21 protein-coding genes are annotated in these 17,547 nt (G+C 46.0%); all 21 read left to right on the top strand.

The window, feature by feature from the left end; genetic code table 11:
* The first annotated feature begins 15 nt into the window (after window positions 1-15).
* The 21 genes from hpt to LRY47_RS09845 all read left to right on the top strand — a co-directional run bounded on the left by hpt (window position 16) and on the right by LRY47_RS09845 (window position 17,536).
* Entirely contained in the window at window positions 16-546 is a 531-nt protein-coding gene (gene hpt / locus LRY47_RS09945; RefSeq protein WP_366043594.1) for a hypoxanthine phosphoribosyltransferase, read from the top strand.
* Between the two features lie 20 nt (window positions 547-566).
* Window positions 567-2,399, top strand: coding sequence for an ATP-dependent zinc metalloprotease FtsH (gene ftsH / locus LRY47_RS09940; RefSeq protein ID WP_295224853.1), 1,833 nt, complete (start codon window positions 567-569; stop codon window positions 2,397-2,399).
* Complete coding sequence (folP, locus tag LRY47_RS09935) at window positions 2,392-3,234, top strand: dihydropteroate synthase (protein WP_295224850.1); 843 nt, start codon at window positions 2,392-2,394, stop codon at window positions 3,232-3,234. The genes ftsH and folP overlap by 8 nt, the downstream gene beginning before the upstream one ends.
* Window positions 3,228-4,013 carry a diadenylate cyclase CdaA gene (gene cdaA, locus LRY47_RS09930; protein ID WP_295224848.1) on the top strand — a complete coding sequence of 262 codons (786 nt, stop codon included), beginning with the start codon at window positions 3,228-3,230 and terminating at the stop codon, window positions 4,011-4,013. The genes folP and cdaA overlap by 7 nt, the downstream gene beginning before the upstream one ends.
* Window positions 4,000-4,899: a YbbR-like domain-containing protein gene (locus LRY47_RS09925; RefSeq protein WP_295224846.1), complete on the top strand. Its 900-nt coding sequence runs from the start codon at window positions 4,000-4,002 to the stop codon at window positions 4,897-4,899. The genes cdaA and LRY47_RS09925 overlap by 14 nt, the downstream gene beginning before the upstream one ends.
* Window positions 4,900-6,264, top strand: coding sequence for a phosphoglucosamine mutase (glmM, locus tag LRY47_RS09920; protein WP_295224844.1), 1,365 nt, complete (start codon window positions 4,900-4,902; stop codon window positions 6,262-6,264).
* Window position 6,265: 1 nt separating this feature from the next.
* Entirely contained in the window at window positions 6,266-7,000 is a 735-nt protein-coding gene (locus tag LRY47_RS09915; RefSeq protein WP_295224842.1) for a pyridoxine 5'-phosphate synthase, read from the top strand.
* Complete coding sequence (acpS, locus tag LRY47_RS09910) at window positions 6,987-7,331, top strand: holo-ACP synthase (RefSeq protein ID WP_295224840.1); 345 nt, start codon at window positions 6,987-6,989, stop codon at window positions 7,329-7,331. Before LRY47_RS09915 ends, acpS begins: the two co-directional genes overlap by 14 nt.
* Before the next feature lie 3 nt (window positions 7,332-7,334).
* On the top strand, window positions 7,335-8,063 hold the full coding sequence (gene kdsB / locus LRY47_RS09905; protein WP_295224839.1) for a 3-deoxy-manno-octulosonate cytidylyltransferase: 729 nt from the start codon (window positions 7,335-7,337) through the stop codon (window positions 8,061-8,063).
* Window positions 8,060-9,685 (top strand): CTP synthase, encoded by a 1,626-nt coding sequence (locus LRY47_RS09900; protein ID WP_366043609.1) that lies wholly within the window; start codon window positions 8,060-8,062, stop codon window positions 9,683-9,685. Before kdsB ends, LRY47_RS09900 begins: the two co-directional genes overlap by 4 nt.
* Window positions 9,675-10,649: a KpsF/GutQ family sugar-phosphate isomerase gene (locus tag LRY47_RS09895; protein ID WP_366043607.1), complete on the top strand. Its 975-nt coding sequence runs from the start codon at window positions 9,675-9,677 to the stop codon at window positions 10,647-10,649. The genes LRY47_RS09900 and LRY47_RS09895 overlap by 11 nt, the downstream gene beginning before the upstream one ends.
* Window positions 10,646-11,140, top strand: coding sequence for an HAD-IIIA family hydrolase (locus tag LRY47_RS09890; protein ID WP_295224831.1), 495 nt, complete (start codon window positions 10,646-10,648; stop codon window positions 11,138-11,140). The genes LRY47_RS09895 and LRY47_RS09890 overlap by 4 nt, the downstream gene beginning before the upstream one ends.
* 108 nt (window positions 11,141-11,248) lie before the next feature.
* Entirely contained in the window at window positions 11,249-11,647 is a 399-nt protein-coding gene (locus LRY47_RS09885; RefSeq protein WP_295224829.1) for a hypothetical protein, read from the top strand.
* The gene (gene lptA, locus LRY47_RS09880) at window positions 11,622-12,116 is read left to right on the top strand and encodes a lipopolysaccharide transport periplasmic protein LptA (RefSeq protein ID WP_295224827.1); all 495 of its coding nucleotides are present in this window, start codon (window positions 11,622-11,624) and stop codon (window positions 12,114-12,116) included. The genes LRY47_RS09885 and lptA overlap by 26 nt, the downstream gene beginning before the upstream one ends.
* A 33-nt stretch (window positions 12,117-12,149) precedes the next feature.
* Window positions 12,150-12,836 (top strand): LPS export ABC transporter ATP-binding protein, encoded by a 687-nt coding sequence (lptB, locus tag LRY47_RS09875; RefSeq protein ID WP_366043605.1) that lies wholly within the window; start codon window positions 12,150-12,152, stop codon window positions 12,834-12,836.
* Window positions 12,833-14,266 carry an RNA polymerase factor sigma-54 gene (rpoN, locus tag LRY47_RS09870; protein WP_295224824.1) on the top strand — a complete coding sequence of 478 codons (1,434 nt, stop codon included), beginning with the start codon at window positions 12,833-12,835 and terminating at the stop codon, window positions 14,264-14,266. Before lptB ends, rpoN begins: the two co-directional genes overlap by 4 nt.
* Window positions 14,267-14,268: 2 nt before the next feature.
* Entirely contained in the window at window positions 14,269-14,808 is a 540-nt protein-coding gene (raiA, locus tag LRY47_RS09865) for a ribosome-associated translation inhibitor RaiA (RefSeq protein ID WP_295224822.1), read from the top strand.
* Window positions 14,809-14,816: 8 nt separating this feature from the next.
* Entirely contained in the window at window positions 14,817-15,284 is a 468-nt protein-coding gene (locus tag LRY47_RS09860; protein WP_295224820.1) for a PTS sugar transporter subunit IIA, read from the top strand.
* Entirely contained in the window at window positions 15,281-16,273 is a 993-nt protein-coding gene (gene hprK, locus LRY47_RS09855; RefSeq protein ID WP_295224818.1) for an HPr(Ser) kinase/phosphatase, read from the top strand. Before LRY47_RS09860 ends, hprK begins: the two co-directional genes overlap by 4 nt.
* Window positions 16,273-17,127: an RNase adapter RapZ gene (gene rapZ / locus LRY47_RS09850; protein WP_295224815.1), complete on the top strand. Its 855-nt coding sequence runs from the start codon at window positions 16,273-16,275 to the stop codon at window positions 17,125-17,127. The genes hprK and rapZ overlap by 1 nt, the downstream gene beginning before the upstream one ends.
* 4 nt (window positions 17,128-17,131) lie before the next feature.
* Window positions 17,132-17,536 (top strand): PTS sugar transporter subunit IIA, encoded by a 405-nt coding sequence (locus tag LRY47_RS09845; protein ID WP_295224813.1) that lies wholly within the window; start codon window positions 17,132-17,134, stop codon window positions 17,534-17,536.
* Window positions 17,537-17,547: the final 11 nt, after the last annotated feature.

The following is a 17,547-nucleotide window of genomic DNA, read 5'->3' as shown; positions in this document are numbered from 1 at the left end:
ACGGGAGAGATGGATTTGAAACCGCACATTCTTAAAGAGATGCTGAGTGAAGAAGTAATTAAAAAGAGGGTCGCAGAGCTTGGAAAACAGATAAGCGCGGACTACGCGGACAAGAACGTTCTTGCAGTCGGCGTGCTTAAAGGCTCTGTCATATTTATGTCCGACCTTGTTCGCGAGATGGAAGGTTCCAACGTTGAGATAGGCTTTCTCGCTGTTTCCAGCTATGAGGGAACCGACAGCTCCGGCAGTGTAAGGCTTCTTTTTGACCTCGACAGACCTCTTGAAGACACACATGTGCTGATAGTTGAAGATATACTGGATACGGGAAACACTTTGTCATATCTTACGAATATGCTGACGCTGCGCAATCCCGCGTCTATGAAGCTGGTTGCTCTTCTGGACAAACCGGAAAGACGTAAGGCGCAGATAACCCTTGACTACAGAGGGTTTGAAATACCTGACAGGTTCGTTGTAGGCTACGGACTTGATTACGACGGATATTACAGAAATTTAAAAAATATATGCACGGTCGAATTTACCGACTGATGACTGGAAAAAGGTGATTAATGAATAACGGATTTTACAAAAATCTGGCTTTGTGGCTGGTGATCGCTTTCATCATGGTGTTTCTGTTCAACGTGATAAGCGGCACACAGGCGGTCAAAAAGAATGTCAACTACTCTGAGTTTATGACTCAGGTGGCTGAAAACAAGGTTAAGACCGTCATCATAAAGCAGAACAAAATTGACGGTACATTCGTTGACGGCGGTCAGTTTGAATCATACGCGCCGGACGACATTGACCTTATAAAGACGCTCAGAGAACACAAGGTGGAGATAACAGCTCAGCCGCCCGACAAAAGTCCCTGGTATATGCAGGTTCTTGTTTCGTGGCTACCTATGATTATCCTCATCGGTATATGGATTTTCTTTATGCGTCAGATGCAGGGCGGAGCCGGAGGCAAGGCTTTCAGCTTCGGAAAATCTAAAGCGAAACTGCTTACGCAGGATCAGCATAAAGTTACTTTCAAAGACGTAGCAGGTATCGAAGAAGCAAAGGAGGAGCTTGAGGAGATCATTGATTTCCTTAAAGACCCGCAGAAATTCCAGAAGCTCGGCGGAAAAATCCCCAAAGGCGTACTGCTTGTGGGACCTCCAGGAACAGGTAAAACACTGCTTGCCAGAGCCGTTGCAGGAGAGGCAGGAGTTCCTTTCTTCTCCATATCCGGTTCGGACTTCGTTGAGATGTTCGTCGGCGTCGGTGCTGCACGCGTGCGCGACCTTTTCGAGCAGGGTAAAAAGAATGCACCCTGTATCATCTTCGTAGATGAAATTGACGCAGTCGGTCGCCACAGAGGCGCAGGTCTCGGCGGCGGACACGATGAAAGAGAGCAGACACTTAACCAGATGCTTGTTGAGATGGACGGTTTCGAGTCCAACGAAGGTGTTATCATGATAGCCGCAACAAACAGACCGGATGTTCTTGACCCGGCTCTGCTTCGTCCCGGACGTTTCGACCGTCAGGTTGTCGTTCCCAGACCCGATATGCACGGAAGACTTGAGATACTCAACGTCCACTCATCAAAAGTGAAGATGGACGAAGGAATAGACCTTGAAGTTATCGCGAAAGGTACACCCGGCTTTGCAGGTGCAGACCTTGCGAACCTTGTGAACGAAGCGGCGCTCATAGCCGCCCGCAAAAACAAAGAAGCCGTTCAGATGGCAGACTTTGAAGAGGCGAAAGATAAGGTCATTATGGGTAAAGAGCGCAGAAGCATGGTTATTAACGATAAAGAGAAAGAGAATACGGCTTATCACGAGGCAGGACACGCTATCGTGGCTAAATTCATTCTCGAAGCTGATCCGGTGCATAAAGTGAGCATCATCCCCAGAGGAATGGCGCTCGGCGTTACAACTCAGCTCCCCGTTGACGACAGACACATGTATACGAAAGAATATATGGAAGGTATGCTCGCTGTTCTTATGGGCGGACGCGTTGCGGAAGAGGTCATTTTTGACAGGCTTTCCACAGGCGCCGGCAACGACATCGAAAGAGCCACCGACATATCAAGAAAAATGGTCTGCTCATGGGGTATGAGTAAAAAGATGGGGCCCCTTGCATACGGTAAAAAAGAGGAGCAGGTGTTCCTCGGCAAGGAGATAGGACACGCGAAAGACTACAGCGAGACAACTGCAATAGCTATCGACGACGAAGTGAAAGCATTTGTCATGGACGGATATAACAGAGCCAGAAGGATTCTGGAAGACAACACCGAACTGCTTCACCGCACGGCGAAGCTTCTTCTTGAGAAAGAGACTATCGACGGAAACGAGATAGATGTTCTTCTCAAAGAACTCGGCGGAGAGACAGCCGCTCCGGTGGAAACTACTGTTGTCTAATGTCCTGACATCATCAAGGGGCGATCTGTCGCTCGAATATCCTCTCCTTATGGGGATATTGAACGTGACGCCCGACTCTTTCAGTGACGGAGGTTCTTTTAACAGCGCCGACGGACTTGTGAGCAGAGTTGATGAGTTCCTGTTTCATAAAGTGGATATCGCCGACATCGGCGGAGAGTCCACAAGACCCGGTTCCGATGGGGTAAGCATTGAAGAGGAACTGACCAGAGTGCTTCCCGCAGTGGTACATTGTGTGGGAAACGGTATATACGTTTCCGTGGACACTATGAAACCGCAGGTTGCCTACGAATCCCTGATGGCAGGCGCGGCTATGATAAACGATGTATCAGGCTTCCGCGATCCGGATATGATAGCCGTTTGTGCGGAGTTCGGATGCTCGGTGTGTATAATGCATATGCTGGGCGAGCCGAGAACCATGCAGGAGAACCCTGAATACACGGACGTTGTCGAAGACGTCAGAAGATACCTTACCGAAGCCGCCGAAAGGTGTGTCAAGGCGGGGATCAAAGAGAGTTCCATATGCGTCGACCCCGGTTTCGGATTCGGGAAGACGCTTGAAGATAATTATAAAATGCTGGCAGGTCTTGAATGGATCAAATCTGCCGGCTTTCCCGTTCTGGCGGGTATTTCACGCAAATCCATGATCGGAAACGTCGTGAACAAACCGCCGCTGAAACGTCTTGCGGGGACAATAACGGCTCACACTGCGGCTGTTATGAACGGTGCGGATATCATTCGGGCGCATGATATCGAAGAGACGGCTGACATGCTCAAGGTACTTCGTATGCTGAAAAAAGCGGGTGGCAAGTGTTAGAGATAATCAAATCTATCGGATTGTTTGACATTATTGACATGGCTATCATAGCCATAGTTGTCTACAATCTCCTTCTGCTCATCAAGGGTACAAGGGCGCTCCCCATGCTTATGGGCATCATGCTCATCGTAATTGTTTCCTTTGCTGCAAGATATCTTGGACTGAAAACCACAAGCTGGGTTCTGGACAATTTCACAGGTTACCTGTTCATCATCATTGTCGTCCTTTTCCAGCAGGAGATACGGCGCGCGCTCGCATTCATAGGCGAAACGAAGGTGTTCGGCACGCAGGCAAAGGCAAAATCCGTTATTCTTGACGAGATAGTGAAAGCCGCCACTGTACTTGCCAACAGACAGATAGGCGCACTTATCGTTCTTCAGAGAAACACAGACCTTGAACACTTTCTGGATGATACGGGTCAGAAGCTGGACTGTATGATATCCAGAGAGATACTTATAAGTATTTTTATCCCTTATTCTCCGCTCCACGATGGTGCGGTGATAATATCCAACGGACGTATTTCAACTGCTGGCAGTATTCTGCCGCTTACACGCAAGACAGACCTCGGAAAAAATTACGGAACGCGCCACAGAGCCGCCGTCGGTGTTACCGAGGAGACGGATGCTATAGCGATTGCAGTGAGCGAGGAGAAGGGTTCCATAACCGTTGCACAGAACGGTGAACTGAGCGAGGAGCTTAACGCTGACAAACTCAGAAAACTGCTGGATTCGATTTTTAATCAACAGGCAAAGAGCGTAAAGAAAAATGATAATAACTAACACACACTTAAGAATTATCAGCGTTGTCCTTGCCATATGTCTCTGGCTTTATATCGTTACGGGCGAGTTTCAGGAGATTTCACTCTATGTGCCTGTTAAACTTACAAATATCCCAGAGGGATCAGTAGCCGTTACTGATGAGAACCTCATAAATGTTATGGCGAAAGGTCCCAAGTTTCTCGTTAACAATAAGCAGTTCAATAAGGTGCAGATAGCTATTGACGTTTCAAAGATAGAATCAGGCACCAAAAGCGTGTATATAAATCCGGAGGACGTTCAGATGCCCGCCGGAATTGAAGTTACTAATATTCATCCAAAAACCATAGACGTGACCGTGGATTCGCTGGTTAAAAAGCAGATGAAGGTCACACCTACGTTTGTGGGCGAACCCATGCCGGGGTATAAGATAGGTTCGGTTGTTATAAAACCAGAAACTGTTGAGATAAATGCTGCTATGTCCAAAATAAGAGGGCTTAAATCCATTGAGACCATGCCCGTTAACCTTTCCGGTAAGAAAGATCCGATAACGTACAGCATCGGTCTTAAGTTCTATGAAGGCATACAAAAAACCGCGCCGGAGTTTGTCGAGGTCTTCGTTATGTTCAAAGAGGATATACAGGAGAAGACCTTTCACGAGATAGAGGTCGCTCCTGTCGGACTGAAAAGAGGTATGGATGCAAAAATCACCGGTGAGCTTACTCTGACGGTGAGCGGACGAGCAGATCTCTTAAACGAGCAGACAATTGCGAACGTTCTGAACCCCCATGTCGATCTCTCAGATATAGAAGCAGGGGGTGTATACAAGAGAACGGTCGTATTCAATGATTCAAAAATATTAAAAGTAATTGATGCAAAACCTGCACGCGTGCGGGTTGAGGTAGAATAAATGCGCAAACATTTCGGAACGGACGGCGTAAGAGGACTTGCAAATCAGTTTCCCATGACGGCGACTTTCGCGCTGAGACTGGGACAGGCTGCCGCCCGTCAGTTTTATACAAGCGGAAAGAAGACTCACAGAATCGTTATAGGTAAAGATACAAGAATTTCAGGCTATATGTTTGAATCTGCACTGGTGGCGGGCATCACATCCATGGGTATGGATGTTGTACTTGTCGGTGTTCTGCCGACACCTGCCATTGCTTTCATAACAAGAAGCCTCCGTGCAGACGCGGGAGTTGTAATCTCTGCCTCGCATAATCCTTATTATGACAATGGAATAAAATTCTTTTCGGCAACAGGGCATAAACTTCCAGATGAAGTGGAAGCCGAGATAGAAAAATTCACCGATGAGCTTATAGAAACCGGTAACATACCGCTTTCGGCAGAAAAAATAGGGAAAGCTTATCGGATAGATACTGCCATCGGGCGTTATGTCGAGTTTGCAAAGAATACATTCGACAAGGATATCGACCTGATGGGACTTAAAATGGTTGTGGATTGTTCAAACGGCGCCACATACAAGGTAGCTCCTCTTGCTTTTGAAGAGCTCGGAGCTAAAATCACCGTTATAGGTAACGAACCCAACGGAACTAACATAAACGAGAACTGCGGTTCCGTTTATCCCGAAGTTATGTGTGAGACCGTCAAAAAGAGAAAAGCCGACATCGGTATAGCTTTTGACGGCGACGGTGACAGAGTTATCTTCTCCGACGAGAACGGCGAAGAGGTTGACGGCGATATCATTATGGGAATCTGCGCCGCGCATATGAAAGAGAGCGGACTTCTCCACGGCGACACCATGGTCAGCACTGTTATGAGCAACCTCGGCTTCGAGCGTTCCATGAACGGGTTGGGCATAGACGTTGTGCGCACCGAAGTCGGCGACCGATACGTTATGGCGGAGATGCTGAAAAGCGGCTATAACCTCGGCGGAGAGCAGTCCGGACACATTATATTCAGCGATTACAACACAACAGGCGATGGCATGGTCAGCGCCATGCAGCTTTTAAAAGTGCTTGTCCGTTCAGGAAAACCTTTGAGCGAGCTGAAAAAGATAATTGAGCTTTATCCGCAGACGCTTAAAAACTATAAAGTTTCAAATAAGATACCGCTTTCCGAACTGCCGAAGACCACAGCGGAGATATCTGCTGTGGAAAAGGCACTGGGTAAGACAGGGCGCGTTTTCGTCCGCTATTCCGGCACAGAGAACAAGCTTCGCGTTATGCTTGAAGGTGCTGATCTTGCTAAAATAGAGGAATATGCCGAGAACATCGGCAATGTTGCTCTTAAAGAGATAGAGGAGCTTTCATAAAATGGTTAGACTGGGAGTAAACATAGATCACGTTGCCACTGTTCGTCAGGCGAGGTTGGCTGTTGAACCGGATCCTGTTCATGCGGCAGTTCTGGCGGAACTGGGCGGTGCTGATCAGATAACTATACATCTTCGCGAGGACAGAAGGCACATATGCGACCGCGATCTCGCTATTCTGCGCCAGACCATCAAAACAAGGCTGAATCTTGAGATGGCATGCACAGAAGAGATGGTTCGTATCGCACTTGAAACAAAGCCGGATATGGTCACTCTGGTTCCTGAAAAGAGACAGGAGCTGACAACCGAAGGCGGTCTTAACGTAGTGGGCGGCTATGACTCACTGGCAGAAAACGTTCAGAAGCTTAAGGATGGCGGTATATTCGTCAGTCTGTTCGTTGATGCGGATGCTGACCAGATGGAAAAATGCGCCGACATTGGTGCCGATGCTGTTGAGATACATACCGGACATTATGCAGACGCAAAAGGTGCCGCACAGCGCGAAGAACTTTCAAAGATCATTTTTGCAGGCGAAAAGTGCCGCGAACTGGGGCTGATACTCAATTCCGGACATGGTCTGAACTATCAGAACGTCGGCGAAATTATTACTATACCCGGGATGAACGAAGTTAATATCGGTCACTCTATCATCGCCCGTGCAATATTTGTTGGGCTTGAAAGAGCTGTCAGAGAGATGAAAGAAACGATCCACAGGGCATTGATGGATGCTGGGCTGTGATATTGCCGAAGTCGGCAGGATTGAAGCGGTATATAACAGACTTGGTAAACGTTTTCTTGATAGGATACTGACCCTGCGCGAACAGGAACTTTTTGAAGCGAAGGGAGCAAAGATACATTTCCTCGCCGGACGTTTTGCCGCTAAGGAATCAATTTCAAAGAGTTTTAAAACGGGTATCGGAGGCGATTACTCGTTTACCGATATAGAGATATTAAACGACGAGAAAGGCGCTCCCCTTGTTTATATCAAGGGTGTACTGCGTTCTGATATTGAGATAAGTATTTCCCATGACAGGCATTATGCCATGGCTGTCAGTTTGCTTAAGAGGTAGATCATGAGTGTTGTTGTTATCCCCGCCAGAATGGCGTCCACAAGACTGCCCGGAAAACCGCTGCGCAAGATCGCAGGTGTTCCCATGATACTGCGGGTTGCTGAAAACTGTCTGAAAACAGTTGCCGACAGAGTTATTGTTGCCACGGATTCAAAGGAGATACTCGAAACCTGCGAGGGTTTTTCAGGTCTGGAATCCACAATGACCGCAGATGATATTCAGTCGGGAACAGACAGAGTTGCAAAGGTTGCAAAGTTTGTTGACGACGACATCATCATAAATGTTCAGGGTGATGAACCGTTCATTGATCCTGAGCTCATCAACAAATTGATAAACGACCTTAAGGAGAACCCTCAGGTGCTCATGAATACAGCCGCCTGTACGTTTACTGAAGGTGAAGACGTAAAAGACCCGAACTGCGTTAAGGTTGTACTGGACAAAAACGGATTTGCACTGTACTTTTCTAGGTTGCCCATTCCTTATGACAGAGACGGAAGGGGCGGCGTAACATATTATAAACACATCGGTATTTACGGTTTCAGAAAAAGCTGGCTGATGCAGTTCGCATCCCTTGCGCAGACAGAACTTGAAAATATTGAAAAGCTGGAACAGCTCAGGGCGCTGGAAAACGGCGTGAGCATAAAAGTTATAAAGACCGATTATAAGCCGGTGTCGGTGGACACCGAAGAGGACCTTATTAAAGCAGAAGAAATTATGGGCAGGAAAAACTGATGGCTAAGTTTGTTTTTACAACCGGAGGAGTTTTATCATCACTTGGAAAGGGTATCACGGCGGCATCACTCGGCGCACTGCTGGAATCCAGAGGCTATAAAGTAGCCATAAAGAAATATGATCCCTACCTTAACGTTGACCCCGGAACGATGAGTCCCTTTCAGCATGGAGAAGTATTTGTTACTGAAGACGGTGCAGAGGCTGACCTCGATCTCGGACATTACGAAAGATTTCTTAACTTCAATACATCGAAAGTCAGCAACGTTACCACTGGAAAAATATACAAAACCGTTATAGATAAAGAGAGAAGCGGCGACTATCTGGGTGGTACAGTTCAGGTAATTCCCCACATCACAGACGAAATCAAAAACAACATATATAAAGAGGCAGACAAATACGATATCATAATCATTGAAATAGGCGGCACAGTTGGCGATATAGAATCACTGCCATTTCTTGAAGCCATCAGGCAGTTTAAATTCGATGCAGGTGAGGATAACGTATGCTACGTTCACCTTACACTCGTTCCTTACATCAAAAGTGCGGGAGAGCTTAAAACCAAACCCACCCAGCACTCCGTTAAGGCTCTGCGCGAGATAGGCATCCAGCCGGATATCCTTGTTTGCCGTTCCGAGTATCCCCTTGATGATTCCATCAGAAGCAAAATAGGTCTTTTCTGCAACGTATCAAAAGAATACGTTATAAATGCTATAGATGTCAGCACTATTTACGAATCGCCTCTTTCCATGAGAAAAGAGGGCATCGACAGGCTTGTTCTGAAGAAATTCAGAATGGAAGAGCGTGAATCTGACACTTCTTCATGGGAAGATATCGTGCACAGGATTAAACAGCCTGACGACGAAGTGACTATCGGTCTTGTCGGTAAATACATAGACCTTAAAGACGCTTATATCAGTATAAATGAATCACTTATCCACGGCGGTATCGCTAATAAGCTTAAGGTCAACGTTAAACGCATAGATGCTGAAAAACTTGAGAACGGCGCAAAACCTGATGCTTATCTCTCCGACGTTGACGGGATACTTATTCCCGGCGGTTTCGGCGAACGCGGTGTCGAAGGTAAAATAGTCGCTATAAACTTCGGACGTACAAAGGATATTCCCACTTTTGGAATATGCCTGGGTCTTCAGTGTATGGTGATAGAATTTGCCCGCAACGTTCTTAAAATGGAAGATGCGCACAGTGTTGAGTTTAACCCTAAAACTCCTTACCCTGTAATTGACTACATGAATGAACAGAAAAACATAAAACAGATGGGCGGAACAATGCGTCTCGGTGCTTATGCCTGTTCTCTTGAAGAGGACAGCACTGCTTTTAAAGCATACGGTACTAAAAACATTTCAGAACGCCACAGACACAGACTGGAATTCAATAATGAGTTCAAAGAAGATATGATGAAGAACGGACTTCAGATGACAGGTATTAACGAGGAGCGCGGACTTGCCGAAATTTTCGAGTCAAAATCCCACAGATGGTTCCTCGGATGCCAGTTCCATCCGGAATTCAAATCCAAACCGTCTAAGCCGCACCCTCTGTTCGCAAGCTTTATAAAAGCGGCTTATGCTTACAAAAAAGATAAGGAAAACGGCAATATTGGCTGATAAAGACATTCTGCAAATAGGCAGGGAAACAATACAGAGTGAAATAGACGCGCTTTCCGCCATTAAAGACAGGCTCGATGAAAGCTTTGTCAGGGCTGTTGATATCATCATGTCCTGCAAGGGCAGACTTGTCATAACTGGAATGGGCAAAAGCGGCATAATCGCCAGAAAGATAGCCGCCACAATGTCGAGTACCGGTACTCCTTCACTGTTTCTGCATCCTGCGGAAGGTGTACACGGTGACCTTGGCATGATAGTTAAGGGCGACGTATGTATTGCGCTGTCAAACAGCGGCGAAACAGCGGAAGTGATAAAACTTCTTCCCCTGATAAAGCGTTTCAAGATACCGCTTATATCCATAGTGGGCAGGGTTCCTTCAACTTTGGCGGAGAGAAGCGACTGTGTTTTGGATGCTTCTGTGGAACGCGAGGCTTGTTCACTCAATCTCGCTCCGACTTCAAGTACAACTGCGGCGCTTGCCGTTGGTGACGCTCTCAGTGTTGCACTCCTTGAAAAACGCGGGTTCAGCGCAGACGATTTTGCGCTTTATCATCCCTCAGGTTCACTCGGTAAAAGACTGCTTACCCGTGTCAACGACCTTTGCCACACAGGCGACAGCGTACCCGTCATTGACAACAGCAAGAAAGTCTCCGATGCAGTATTCGTTATGAGCGCGAAAGGTTTCGGGTGTACAGCGGTAACAGATTCCGACGGAAAGCTGGTGGGCATTATAACAGATGGAGATCTGAGACGCGGACTTGAAAAATATAAAGATATTTTCTCTATGAATATAAAAGATTTGCCTTTAAAATATCCCAGAACTGTAGAAAGGAAGGCATTAGCGGCGAAAGCTCTTCAGATAATGGAGGAATTTTCCATAACGTCTCTTTTCTCCGTTGACGAGAACGGCAGACCGGATGGTCTGATACATCTTCACGACCTGCTCAGGGAGGGTATAGTATGATAAAACTCCTTGTGCTGGATGTTGACGGAGTTCTCACCGACGGCGGAATAATTTACGATGAGAATGGTTTTGAAACAAAGCGTTTTGACGTTAAGGACGGACTGGGCATTAAGCTGGCTCAGAATTCAGGCGTTGAGGTTGCTGTAATATCCGGCAGAAAATCGAAAGTTACTGAGATAAGATGCCGCGAACTTGGGATAAGACGCTGTTTCACAGGTGTTAAGAATAAGTCCGAGTGTTTCGAGGCTCTTGAAAAAGAGATGGGTATCACGGCGGCGGAGACCGCTTTCATCGGTGATGATATTAACGATCTCGCTCTTTTGAGAAAGGCAGGATTTTCTGCAACAACTTCCGATTCTTTTGACTATATTAAGTCACAGGTGCATTATGTCACTGTCAGAACGGGCGGACACGGAGCCGTTCGTGAATTCATTGAAAAGATTCTGGAAAAGAACGGCGTATGGGAAAATATACTAAACTCATTCTTATAGTATCGGCGTTGGTTCTTGCTCTTGCTTCGCTGACACTTTTTTAAAAGCGACAAGAACAAGATCAAATTCGATCTGAAAGAGAATGAGGTTGTAATAGACGATTTTGAGATGGGCAAGGTTCTGGACGAGCAGAACAACTTTTACAAGGTGACCGCCAGACAGGCGAGGATAAACCGCGAAAAGGAAACTGCTAAACTTACGGACTTCGGCGCTGTCTACAAAAAAGGTAAGACCGATGTAGAGCTTTACGCTCCGGTCGGATATTTGGAAAAGGAATATATGGTAAGCGTCAACGGTACTATAAAAGGCCGTTTTAATGAACTCGATTTTTCATCGGGGAAGGACGGACGTTTCCACTATGATTTCCTTACAGGAATTGGCACTTTGCTCGGAAGATTTGAGATAAGCCATAACGATGGTACTATTTCTGCCGACAAGATGCTGGTATTCTCGAAAAATAATTATGCGGAGTTCATTGGTCATGTTCAGGTCATTTATAACAAATAGTTTCGTTGCTCTGCTTATGGTTTTCGCACTCACTGCTTATGCGGCGGAGGGTCTTGTTAAACCTGCCGGCAAAAAACCTATAAAGATACTTTCCGATTACATGAAATACACAGGCGACGACAACGTATCAAGGTTTTCAGGAAACGTTATCGTTACTGACGGCGAAATGCGCGTTACATCCGACAACATGGACGTATCGTTCGATAAACAGAATAACGTTAAAGAGATATATGCGCAGGGAAACGTAAAAATCGAGAAAGAGGGTCTTTTAGCTCTTTCGGATAAGGCAAGACTCTATGCTGCAGAAGAGAAAGTAATTCTTTATAACAACGTCAGGGTTTGGCAGGGCGATAATTATCTTGAGGGTGAGAAAGTTACCATTTATAATCAGAATAACAGGATATTTGTCGACCGCGGTTCAAACAAAAGGGTCAAGATCATCATAGCACCGAAAGAGGCGAAAAAGTAAATTGGGACTTAAAGCAGAACACTTAAAGAAAGTATACAAAAACGTGCCGTTGTTAACGGCGTCAGTATCTCTGTCAGCAAAGGTGAGATAGTGGGGCTGTTGGGACCTAACGGTGCCGGAAAGACCACGACGTTCTATATGATCGTAGGGTTGGTAAGACCGGACGCCGGTTCAGTGTTCCTTAACGACGAGGACATAACGAAAAGTTCTATGCACAAACGCAGCCACAGCGGGATTGCGTACCTTCCTCAGGAAGCGTCCATTTTCCGCAAAATGTCCGTTTACGACAACATTTATGCAGCGCTTGAGCTTAAATATGACGATAAAAAGTTTATGCAGGAGCGCACCGAGCTTCTTATCTCCGACTTTGGACTGGAAAAAGTCTGGAAATCACAGGGATATGCATTATCAGGCGGCGAGAGAAGACGTGTGGAAATTGCCAGATGCATGGCGGGCGAACCTGACATAATACTTCTTGACGAACCCTTTTCAGGTATAGACCCTATCTCTGTGAGTGACATACAGAAGATGATATTCGACCTCAAGAAAAGAGGTATAGGCGTTCTCATTACCGATCACAACGTTCGTGAAACACTTAAAATAACTGACAGAGCGTATATTATAGCCGACGGCAGCGTGCTGACCCACGGAAAACCGCAGGATATAGTACAGGATCCGCAGGTCATCGACAGGTACCTTGGCAAGGACTTCTCATTGTGAAAGGCGGCAAGCTTAACCTTGAAATAAGCGGTAAACTATCACAAAAACTTCACATCACGCCTCAGATGAAGCAGTCCCTTTCTATCCTTCAGATGCCTATCACTGAACTGCTGCAGGAACTGAACAGTTATCTTGAGGATAACCCTGTTCTTGAAGAATCCGAAAACAAAGAAACCGAAGAATCTGCCCAGTCACCGGAAGATAAAAAAGAAGAAGAACCGATTCGTGAAGATACGGACGGAGACGAGCTGGATAAGATAGATTGGGAAGAATTCTACAGGGATAACAATGATATAACCTTTACCCCCTCCGATGAGGAAGGGTATGATCTTGAAAAATTCATTTCAGGCGAAAAGACACTTTACGAACATCTTATAGAACAGCTCAAAATGTCCGGATGCCGCAGGGAAGTGGCTTTGGCGGCTGAAAATATTATTGGAAACCTTTCCGATGAAGGATATTTTCTGGACGAGTTCTTTGAGGTGGCTGAGGACGTTGACGTTGAGGAATCCGATGTCGAAGAAGCATTGGAACTGGTGCAGACGTTCGACCCGGCAGGTATTGCAGCCAGAAGTCTGAAAGAATGTATCAATATACAGCTTTCCCAGTTTGACGTGGAACAGGTATATGTAGATTTCATAGCTGAAATGCTTGAAAAACACGAGAAAGACCTGATAGCATATAAGTATGACGAAATAAGGTCGTCCCTTTCCATAGAGGACGATACTTTTGAATACATGATGTTCCTCATGCGCAAGACCGACCCGAAACCGGGGCTTAATTTCGGCGGCAGAGGAAATCAGGCTATAAAACCCGATGTTTATATTGTAAAAAAAGACGATGAGTACGATATTATACTTAATGAAGAGGGAATTCCATCACTCCGGATGAATACCTATTACCTGAACCTTCTTAAAAACAAGGCTCTGGACGGCGACACAAAGGAGTATATCGAAGAAAAAGTTAAAAACGCTCTCTGGCTCATCAAAAGTTTAAATAAGCGTCAGAAAGCGATATATCGTGTCGTTAAAGTTCTGACAGAAGTCCAGACAGACTTCCTCGAAAAGGGTATAAACTACCTGAAACCCCTTAAACTTAAAGATGTTGCCGATGAGACCGGACTGCACGAATCAACTGTCAGCCGTGTTACATCAGGCAAATATGCCATGACAGCGCAGGGACTGATAGAGCTTAAATCATTCTTTGTCAAAGGGCTGGACACAGATACAGGCGATATGTCCACCCAGAAGGTTAAGAACATGATAAAGGATATCGTTGACAGCGAGAATCCTGATAAGCCTTTCAGCGACCAGAAGATAGTCGAGTTATTGAATGGTCAGGGCATCAACATTGCCCGTAGAACCGTGGCTAAATACAGAGACGAACTTAGCATACCGACAAAATCACAACGTAAACGTATCAGGAGGTAAGTATGCAAATTCTAATCAACTCAAAAAACATCGCCGTCACCGATGCGATCAGGAGCTATGCAGAGAAAAAAGTGAGCAAACTCGAAAAATATTTTGACGGCTCAACAGAAGCAACAGTGCTTCTTGATGTTCACAAGAACCTGCATACCGTCGAAGTACTGATCTCAACTAAAGGCGTTTTCATGAAAGGTCTGGAAAAATCCGAAGACCTGTACGCTTCGATTGACCTCGCAACTGATAAAATTGAGAAACAGCTTGTCAAATATAAAGAAAAGCTGAAATCAAAAAAACTTCAGGACAAAGAGTTTGAAGCGCCCCTTAAACTGAACGTATTCGATACTGCAAGTGTTGAAAGCATGGATGAGGACAACAGGATTGTCATCACAAAAGATATACCTGTTAAGCCCATGGATGTTGAAGAAGCTGTTATGCAGATGGATCTTCTTAACAAACAGTTCTTTGTATTTAGAAATGCAGAAGACGGTCAGATTGCTGTTGTTTACCAGCGCGACGATGGCAACATCGGTCTGATAGAGGCGTAACAGAGATAATGGAGCTTACTGAACTTGTCTGCGAAGATTGCATTGTTTCTGGACTGAAAGGCGATTCCAAGTCCGACATCCTCCGGGAGATGATGAACACGCTGGCAAAAACAGAAAACAAAATAGATGCCGAAGCCGCCCTCTCCGCTGTAATGGAGAGGGAGGCACTCGGCAGCACAGGCGTTGGCGAGCAGGTGGCAATACCACACGCCAAGATAGCCGATATTGAAGAAGTATCTATAGTGATAGGCGTTAAACGTTCAGGTATTGAGTTTGACTCTGCGGACGGGAAACCGGTCAGGTTGTTCTTTATGCTTATATCACCTGAAAAGCAGATGAACATGCACCTGAAAACTCTTGCAAAGATAAGCAAACTTGTAAAGCTGACGGATTTTAAAGAACGCATTATGGCAGAAAACATAACCGCTGAACAGATATATGCTATACTTAGAGAGGAGGAGTCGCGACTGGGATGAAAAGTGTACCTGTTGCCGAACTTGTCTCGCCGGATGCTGAACATCTGGGACTTAAGGTTTTATTCGGCGAAAACATACTTGATGATAAACAGATAACGCATTTTCGCATCCAGAAGCCGGGGCTTGCCCTTGCAGGGTATTGCGACCATATACATAGCGGACGCGTCCAGATACTTGGAAATACCGAGGTATCTTACCTCTGGACGCTGGAACCGGAACTAAGAAGACAGTCAGTGGCGGGCATCTGCAAAAAAGATGTCTGCTGCTTCATTGTTACAAAAGACCTCAAACTGCCTGACGAAGTTACTGAAACCGTCATGGCATTCTCAATACCGCTTTTCAAGACCGACAGAGTAAGCTCGGAAACAATAATCGACCTTTCCGTGTTCCTTGAAGACAGACTGGCTCCCGACACAGTGTGCCATGGTGTCTTTCTTGACGTTTTCGGTATCGGAACGCTGATTACAGGCAGAAGCGGGATAGGAAAGAGTGAATGTGCCGTTGAGCTTATCAAGCGCGGCCACAGGCTTGTTGCGGACGATGCCGTCCGAGTTAAGCGTATACAGGACTATCTGGAAGGCTCAAGCTCCGACATGCTCCGTTATCACATGGAGGTCAGAGGGCTTGGCATCATAAACATAAAGGACATGTTCGGCGTCGCCGCTATCAGACTGCGGAAAAAACTGGAACTTGTCATCGAGTTCACCGACTGGAACCCCAATGTTTCATACGACAGACTGGGGCTTGATAACGTTTACGAAGAGATACTCCGGCAGAAGGTGCCGAAAATAATCCTGCCCATAAGCGCGGGACGCAACATGGCAGTTATCGTTGAGATAGCAGCCAGAAACCACCTGCTTAAGATAATGGGCTATAACTCCGCTCAGGAGTTTTCCGAAAGGCTGATGAATACTATAAGCGAAGGGGAATCCCAGACGATAATCTCCGATGAACTGGAAAAACGTATGGGAAGAAGAGGGGTTGAATAATGGAGAGTGACAAATCCCTTGTGGTTCTCACAGGATTGTCAGGCGGCGGAAAATCCGTTGCGGCGGCAACACTTGAAGATCTGGGGTTTTATACTATTGATAACCTGCCGCTAAGGCTTCTGGACAAGTTTGTTGAGCTTATGCTTATGTATGAAAATGAGCTGAATAAAGTTGCCCTCGTAATAGACAGCAGGAGCAAGGACATCTCCGCCGCTGTGGAGAAGATAAAAGTTTTGCAGGAGAAATATTCCGCAAAAGTTGTTTATCTCCATGCGTCCGACGATGTTCTCATAAGACGTTTCAAAGAGACCAGAAGGAAGCACCCTATGGGCGACAACCTCACCGAGGCGATAGCTTCGGAAAAGGAAAAACTCACCCCCATAAGGGATTACGCAGACCTTGTTATAGACACATCTACGCTGAACGTTCATGAGTTTAAAAGACGTGTCGAGGACTTTTTCTCAACCGAGATGCAGTCGGGACTTATCATAACAGTTCAGTCGTTCGGTTTCAAATATGGTCTGCCGCAGGATTCCGACCTTGTTTTTGACGTGCGCTTTATGAAGAACCCGTACTTTGTTGATGAACTGCGGGAAAAAACCGGACTTGAACAGACGGTCAGCGATTATGTGCTGTCCGACCACAACGCAAAACAGTTTCTGTTCAAACTGAAGGGGCTTTTGGGATTTCTTATCCCAAACTACATACGGGAAGGGAAAAAATTCCTCACCGTGTCCATAGGCTGCACAGGCGGACGGCACAGGTCTGTCGCCATTGCGGAATTTATTGCCAAATACCTTGATCAGAAAGCAAAGATCAAGGTAAATATCAGACATAGGGATGTTAACAGGTGATCAGATGATCGGAATAATCTTGGTTACTCACGGACTTTTTTGCGAGGAACTTATCAAAACAGCAGAGATGATAGTCGGACATCAGGACTGTATCGAGACTATCTCAATGCTGGACGGTTCGTCGCTTGCAGGTGTTGCTGACGAAATTGAAAAAGCTATAGAGAAATACGATTCAACCGGAGCAATAGTGTTTACAGATATGTTCGGAGGCAGCCCTTCAAATATATCAATGGCATATCTCGGCACAAAAAATGTTGAGGTTGTTTCAGGTGTGAATCTGCCTATGCTCATCAAAGCGCTGAGCGCCAGAAAGGAGAACAAATCACTCACGGCAATTTGTGAGGACTGTGCGGAATCCGGCAAAAACAGCATAATCGTTGCCGGACAGCTTCTGAAAGGAAAGGCATGAAAAAAATAATT

Source organism: Seleniivibrio sp. (assembly GCF_021209385.1).
Lineage (GTDB): Bacteria > Chrysiogenota > Deferribacteres > Deferribacterales > Geovibrionaceae > Seleniivibrio.
This window is presented reverse-complemented; position numbering and strand designations above follow the sequence as displayed.